The sequence below is a fragment of the Curvibacter sp. EU05-FHT14A10 genome, assembly GCF_058791075.1.
Genome location: NZ_JBYTDE010000016.1, coordinates 148,970 through 155,089 on the forward strand (window position 1 = coordinate 148,970; position 6,120 = coordinate 155,089).

A 6,120-nucleotide genomic window follows, 5' to 3' on the forward strand; every position below is an offset into this window, starting at 1 on the left:
ACAGCCATCTGCATTCTTGAGGAGGCAAGCATGACCATCGGCATTGTGATCAACAACAAGCGCACCCAGGTCGTGCGTCTGCCTCAGGACATGCGCCTGCCTGATGGTGTTCGCCAGGTTGCGATACGTGCCAACGGGCAGGAGCGAATCCTGGCGCCTGTGGGGCAATCCTGGGACAGCTTTTTTCTCGGCGGTCACCAGGTGAATGATGATTTTCTACCTGAGCGAGCCAGTCAGCGTCAGCCCGCGCGGGAAGACCTCTGATCAAGCTTTAAAAGCGCCCATGCCGCCCGGCCCCCTGCGCAAACCGGGCCGCACCCGCCTCGCCCTCGGCGGCCACCAGGGGCACGCCCAGGCGGCCTTCCTGGCGCAGCGCCTCGGCCAGCGGCAAATCCCACTGGGCGTAGGCCGAATACCGGTCGGCCAGCATGCATTGCTGCGGAAAGGCCGCGATCTCACGTGCCAGGGCCTGCGCCACGGCCAGGGCCTGGCCGGGCGGTGTGACGCGGTTCACCAGCCCCATGGCCAAGGCTTCGGCTGCGCCCACGGGGCGCCCAGTCAGGATCAGGTCCAGCGCCCGGCCCATGCCCACCAGGCGGGGCAGGCGCACGGTGCCGCCGTCGATCAGGGGCACGCCCCAGCGCCGGCAGAACACGCCCAGCGTGGCCTCTTCATCGGCCACGCGCAGATCGGCCAGCAAGGCCAGCTCCAGGCCGCCGGCCACCGCATAGCCCTGGATCGCGGCAATCAGCGGCTTGCTCAGCGCCATGCGGGTGGGGCCCATGGGCCCGCTGCCCCCGCCCTCGGGATCGAGTTCGTTGCGCCGTGCCGGGTCGCCGACGGCACTCAGATCGGCCCCGGCGCAGAAATGCCCGCCGGCCCCGGTCAGCACCGCCACCCGCAGCGCGGGGTTGGCCTCAAAGCGTTCAAAGGCTTCGCGCAGTTCGCCGGCCACCACGCCATCGACGGCGTTGCGCTTGTCGGGGCGGTTCAGGGTGATGGTGCAGATCGGGTCGGCGGCTTCATAGCGGACGCAGGGCATGGCGGGTCTCCTCCGGTGTGAAGGCCATGGTAGGCCGCCTCGGGCCGCCCTGCCATGCGTCAAACCCCGAGGCAGGCGCCCGGCGGGCGCTTCAGCCCGGGGCCTTGTTCCAGGCCGAGCACCAGCCGTTGCCAGCCACGTGCTTGCGGCCGAACATGGCGCAGCCACCCCAGTCGTCGGTGGGCTTGCCCTGGTAGAACGAGCAGTTGTGGCAGCGCTGCTGCGGCGTGTGCTGGGCGTATTTCTTGGCATCGACGTGCTTGGTGTCGTGCTTGTAACCCAAGGCCATGGCCTGGTCGCTGGCTTCGTCCACATGGGCGCCGGCCTGGGCCTGGGCGGCTGTGGCGCCCAGAGCGCTGCTGGCGACGGCGAGGTGGCAGATGAACTGGCGGCGGGTGCTGGGTGCGGTCACGGAGGTCTCCTGGTCTGGGGATGGGAATGCCGGACTTTTTGCAACAGACGTGCCAGGCCCTGAAGACGGGGGATCCGGGCGCATCCGCGGCGCTTGGCATGCCCTCTGTGACAGATCTGCCGCCCGATGTGTGCCTTGGGCTTGCCCGAGCCTGTTCCCGGTGTGTCAGCCTGGAGCAGGCGGCCAGGGGCTTTCCCTGGGGCGTGTTGACGGCCTGTGAGGTCAACTGCCCACGTCGATCAGCCCGTGGCGCAAGGCCAGCAGTGTCATCTCGGCCTGGTTGCCCAGGTCCAGCTTCTGTTTCACGTTGTAGAGGTGGGTGCCCACGGTGGAGGCGCTGAGTTTCAGGGCCTCCGAGATCTGGGCCACCGACTGGCCGCGCGCCAGCTGCATGAAAACCTCGAACTCGCGCGCCGACAGCTGACCCAGGGGGCCCTGGGGGCCCCCGTCCAGGTCTTGCATGGCCATGCGCTGGGCAATGGCGGCGTCCAGGTAGCGTTGGCCGCGGGCGATGCTGCGCAGGGCGTCGATCAAGGCCTCGGGCGCGCTGCGCTTGGACAGGTAGCCCAGGGCCCCGGCCTGCAGGGCGCGGCGCGAGTGGCTGGTGTCCTCATGGGCCGACAGCGCCAGGATGCGCAGCTGCGGCTGGTGCGCCAGCAGCCGCTTGATGGCCTCCAGCCCGCCCATGCCGGCCATCGACAGGTCCATCACCACCACGTCGGGGGCGGCCGCGGCCACGCCCTGGCAGGCCGCTTCGCCGCTGTCGGCCTCGGCCACCACCTCGATGTCGGGTTCAGCCTGCAGCAGCAGCTTGAATCCCATGCGGACCACGGCGTGGTCATCCACCAGCATCACCCTCACGCGCCATCTCCCTTCAGGCCCCCGCGGGGCAGCCGGGCGCGCAGGGCCAGGCCGCCCGTGGGGCGTTGTTCAAACACCAGCTCGCCGCCCAGGGCCTGGGTGCGTTCGCGCATGCCGGCCACGCCGTAGTGGCGCGGCGCGTGCAGGTCATCCAGTTGCCCCTGCCCGTCATCGGCGATCCACAGCAGCACGCTCTGTGCCTGCACGGTCACTGCCACCTCGATGTGCTGCGCCTGGGCGTGGCGCAGGGCGTTGGTCACGGCCTCCTGCACGATGCGGTAGGCGGCGCTGGCGGTGGCCTCGTCCAGGCTGTCCAGGGGGCCCTCCAGCCGCAGCGAGAACTGAAGGGTCGGGTGGCTCTGGCGCCAGTCGCCCAGCAGGTCCTGCAAGGCGTCGCCGAGGCCAAAGGGGTCGAGTGCCAGGGGTCGCAGGCGGGCCACCAGCCGATGCATGCCTTCGTAGATGTGGTCGGCACAGCTCAGCACCAGCTGGGCCGACTGGCTCAGGGCCGGGTCGCCAGGCCCCAGGCGGCGCTGGATGGTCAGGCCCGCGCTCTTGATGGCAGTGATCTGCTGGCCCAGTTCGTCGTGCAACTCACGGGCGATCGCGCCGCGCTCTTCTTCGATGCGGGCGTGCACCAGTTGGGCCAGCTCGCGGCTCTCGGCCAGGGCCTGGCGCGCTTCCTGGGCGGCGCGTTGGGCCTCGGCCTTGTCCTGCACTGCCTGGGCCATGCGGTTGAAGGCCTGGGCCACCAGGCGCGGCTCGCGGCCCCCTTGCTCGGGCAGGCGGATCGCATAGTGGCCGCCCTCCATGGCGCGCAGGCCTTCGGCCACCTGCTGCAGCGGCTTCAGCGCGCGGCCCATCAAGGCCCACACCGCGGCATTGGCCAGTGCAAAGCCGGCCAGCACCCCGCCCAGCATGGGCAGCAGGTCGTCCCAGCCGTCCAGCACCGCCCGCGAGGGGTCGGCGTACAGCACGATGCGGCCGCTGGGCAAGGCAATTTCTCGCGGGGCCAGGGGGGGCGACACCAGCCGGGTGTACCAGCCCGGGGCCTCGCGTCCGGGCTTGTAGGGGGATGGGGGCGAGCGGTACAGCTGCTGGCCCAGCGCATCGAAGAGCTGGATGTCGTTGGCGCGCACCCGGCCCACGCCATTGAGGAACTCGCGCATGCCGTCCAGGCCGCCGTAGCCATACACCCAGTTCACCCGGCCCAGCAACTGGCTGGCCACCACGTTGGCACCGTCCACCTCGTCGCGCACGCTGCGCCGGGTGTTGTCGATCTGCAGGCCCACCAGCAGCGAGGCCATCAGCCCCAGCAGCACGGTGATGATCAGGTTCACTTGCAGGCGCAGGCTCATGGGGGGGCGCTCCGGGCGGGGCAGGGGGCGGGGTTCGGCATATCGCTGATGCTAGCGCCCATGGACACCCGGGTTTGCCCGTAGCGGTGGCCGTTTCATGAAAATCATGAGCCCCAAATGCAGATCTCACCGATGGCGTCGGGGGCGCCGATTGCGCACACTGGGTTCCGATGCAGCGGGCTGTCTCCGCTGCGTGGCCTTCACCGATTGCTGAACCCCATGTCCTCTCTTTGCCAGCCCCCTCATTTTCTTGTGCCTTCCCGATTCCGTTGCACGGCCACGGCCGGTGCCGCCCTGTGCTGTTGCCTGTTGGCGGGCGGCGCCGCTGCGCAAAGCCTGTCCGATGTGGTCGTCTCGGCCAGCCGTGCCGAGCAGAAGATCATGGACACCGCGGCCTCGGTCAACCTCGTGTCGCGTGATCAGATCCAAGAGGGCCAGGCCCAGGCCAACCTGTCGGAGTCGCTGGTGCGGGTGCCGGGCCTGTACGCGCTGAACCGCCAGAACTACGCGCAGGACCTGCAGATCTCCTCGCGCGGCTTTGGCGCCAACTCCACCTTCGGCGCGCGCGGCCTGCGCATCCTGGTGGACGGCATCCCTGGCACGGTGGCCGACGGCCAGGGCCAGATCTCGCACATCGACCTGGCCTCGGCCGACCACATCGAGGTCTTGCGCGGGCCGTTCTCGGTGCTGTATGGCAATGCCTCGGGCGGCGTGATCAGCGTCTTCACCGAAAAAGGCCAGCCCGGCCTGCAGCTCACGCCTTACTTCGAAACCGGCTCCTATGGCCTGCGCAAGTACGGCCTCAAGGCCACGGGCGAGCAGGACGGCATCAACTACGTGCTCAACACCGGCAAGCTCGAGAGCACCGGCTACCGCCAGCACAGCGCGGCCACGCGTGACAACACCAATGCCAAGCTGGGCTTCACGCTTTCCACCGGCACCCAGGTGCAGCTGGTGGCCAACCAGGTCGATCTGAGCGCGCAAGACCCGCTGGGCCTGACCGCGGCCCAGTTGCAGCAGAACCGCACCCAGCCCGGCAACTTCGCCCTGGCCTATGACACCCGCAAGACGATGCGCCAGACGCAGGGCGGCATGGTGCTCACCCACGCCTTCGATGCCAGCAACACCCTGGTGATCTCGCCCTACTACGGCGAGCGCAAGACCCAGCAGTTTCTCGCCGGCTCGGCGCTCACCGGCCTCACACCGGCCAACAACGGCGTGATCAACCTGGCCCGCACCTTCTATGGCCTGGACCTGCACTGGCAGCAGAAGACCGCACTGGCCGGCCTGCCCCTGCAATGGGTGGCCGGGCTGGACAGCAACCGCAACAACGACCGCCGCCTGACCTCCAACAACGTGGCTGGCCAGGCCCAGCCCAGCACGGCCACCAACCAGGACCTGAGCCAGTACGCCAGCAACCTCGACACCTACCTGCAGGCCGAGCTGCGCCTGGGCGAGCGCGACACCGTGAGCGCCGGCCTGCGCCACTCCAGCACCGAGCTGGGCTCGCAAAGCAACAACAAGCAGCCCGGCACCGGCCTGAGCCGCTTCCGCGCCACCACCGGCATGCTGTCGTGGCAGCACTACCTGCGCGACGACACCAATGTCTATGTCTCGTATGGCAGCGGCTTTGACACCCCCACGCTGAACCAGCTGGCCTACACCCCGGCCGCGCTGATCAACGCCAGTGTGGCCAACACCGGCAACTTCAGCCTGCAGGCGGCCAGCACGCATCAGATCGAACTGGGCCTGAAGACCGAGCTGGCCCAGGGCGTGCGCGGGCAGGCCGCAGTGTTCTCGTCCAAGACCCGCAACGACATCGTGATCGCCGCCAGCAACAGTGGCCGCACCGCCTTCATGAACGCGCCGCGCACCAGCCGCCAGGGCTTCGAACTCAGCCTGGCGGCCGAGCTGCCGTGGCAGCTGCGCTCCAACACCGCGCTGAGCTTTCTCAGCGCCACGGTCGACCAGGCCTACACCAGCTACGCCGCCGCCACCCCGGTGCTGATCGCCGCCGGCCGGCGTCTGCCGGGCGTGCCTGGGCGCAGCCTGTTCACCGAACTGGTCTGGCAAAAGCCCGACAAGGCCTGGGAGGCCGGTGTCGAGGCGCGCCTGGTGGGCAACATGGCCGCCTCCGATGCCAACACCGCGTTCGCGGGCGGCTACGGTGTGCTCAATGCCCGCGTGGTGGCCCGCCAGCAAGTGGGGGCCTGGCAGCTCACCGAGTTCCTGCGGGTCGACAACCTGGCCGACCGCCAGTATGTGGGCTCGCTCATCGTCAACCAGGCCAACAGCCAGTTCTACGAACCGGCACCGGGGCGCAACTGGGTGATGGGCGTGAAGGCCGTGCTGAAGTTCTGAGGCGGATCGATGATGACCCGCCTGTGTGCCCATGAAAAAAGCCGCGGCGGGGCCCCGAGAGCGGGGGCCCCCGCAGCGCGCAGGCC

The 6,120-nt window shown here is 69.2% G+C and carries 6 protein-coding genes; 2 read left to right on the top strand and 4 right to left on the bottom strand.

The features are described 5' to 3' along the window. Window positions 1–30 precede the first annotated feature (30 nt). Complete coding sequence (gene vapB / locus AC3WUT_RS24665; protein ID WP_492349701.1) at window positions 31–264, top strand: type II toxin-antitoxin system VapB family antitoxin; 234 nt, start codon at window positions 31–33, stop codon at window positions 262–264. Window positions 265–271: 7 nt separating this feature from the next. On the opposite strand, the gene AC3WUT_RS24670 is transcribed toward vapB, so the two are convergent. The 4 genes from AC3WUT_RS24670 to AC3WUT_RS24685 all read right to left on the bottom strand — a co-directional run bounded on the left by AC3WUT_RS24670 (window position 272) and on the right by AC3WUT_RS24685 (window position 3,673). Next, entirely contained in the window at window positions 272–1,042 is a 771-nt protein-coding gene (locus tag AC3WUT_RS24670; RefSeq protein WP_492349702.1) for a crotonase/enoyl-CoA hydratase family protein, read from the bottom strand. 91 nt (window positions 1,043–1,133) lie between these two features. Further along, window positions 1,134–1,454: a high-potential iron-sulfur protein gene (locus AC3WUT_RS24675; protein ID WP_492349703.1), complete on the bottom strand. Its 321-nt coding sequence runs from the start codon at window positions 1,452–1,454 to the stop codon at window positions 1,134–1,136. 222 nt (window positions 1,455–1,676) lie between these two features. Continuing rightward, window positions 1,677–2,306: a response regulator gene (locus AC3WUT_RS24680; RefSeq protein WP_492349714.1), complete on the bottom strand. Its 630-nt coding sequence runs from the start codon at window positions 2,304–2,306 to the stop codon at window positions 1,677–1,679. 5 nt (window positions 2,307–2,311) lie between these two features. Continuing rightward, entirely contained in the window at window positions 2,312–3,673 is a 1,362-nt protein-coding gene (locus tag AC3WUT_RS24685; protein ID WP_492349704.1) for a HAMP domain-containing sensor histidine kinase, read from the bottom strand. 252 nt (window positions 3,674–3,925) lie between these two features. On the opposite strand from AC3WUT_RS24685, the gene AC3WUT_RS24690 reads away from it, so the two are divergent. Further along, window positions 3,926–6,034 carry a TonB-dependent receptor family protein gene (locus tag AC3WUT_RS24690; protein ID WP_492349705.1) on the top strand — a complete coding sequence of 703 codons (2,109 nt, stop codon included), beginning with the start codon at window positions 3,926–3,928 and terminating at the stop codon, window positions 6,032–6,034. The last annotated feature ends 86 nt before the right edge of the window (window positions 6,035–6,120 follow it).

Bases quoted from the DNA above. Each gene is read 5' to 3' on its own strand.
- vapB (WP_492349701.1), top strand. From the start codon at position 31: ATGACCATCGGCATTGTGATCAACAACAAGCGCACCCAGGTCGTGCGT.
- AC3WUT_RS24685 (WP_492349704.1), bottom strand. From the start codon at position 3,673: ATGAGCCTGCGCCTGCAAGTGAACCTGATCATCACCGTGCTGCTGGGG.
- AC3WUT_RS24680 (WP_492349714.1), bottom strand. From the start codon at position 2,306: ATGCTGGTGGATGACCACGCCGTGGTCCGCATGGGATTCAAGCTGCTG.
- AC3WUT_RS24670 (WP_492349702.1), bottom strand. From the start codon at position 1,042: ATGCCCTGCGTCCGCTATGAAGCCGCCGACCCGATCTGCACCATCACC.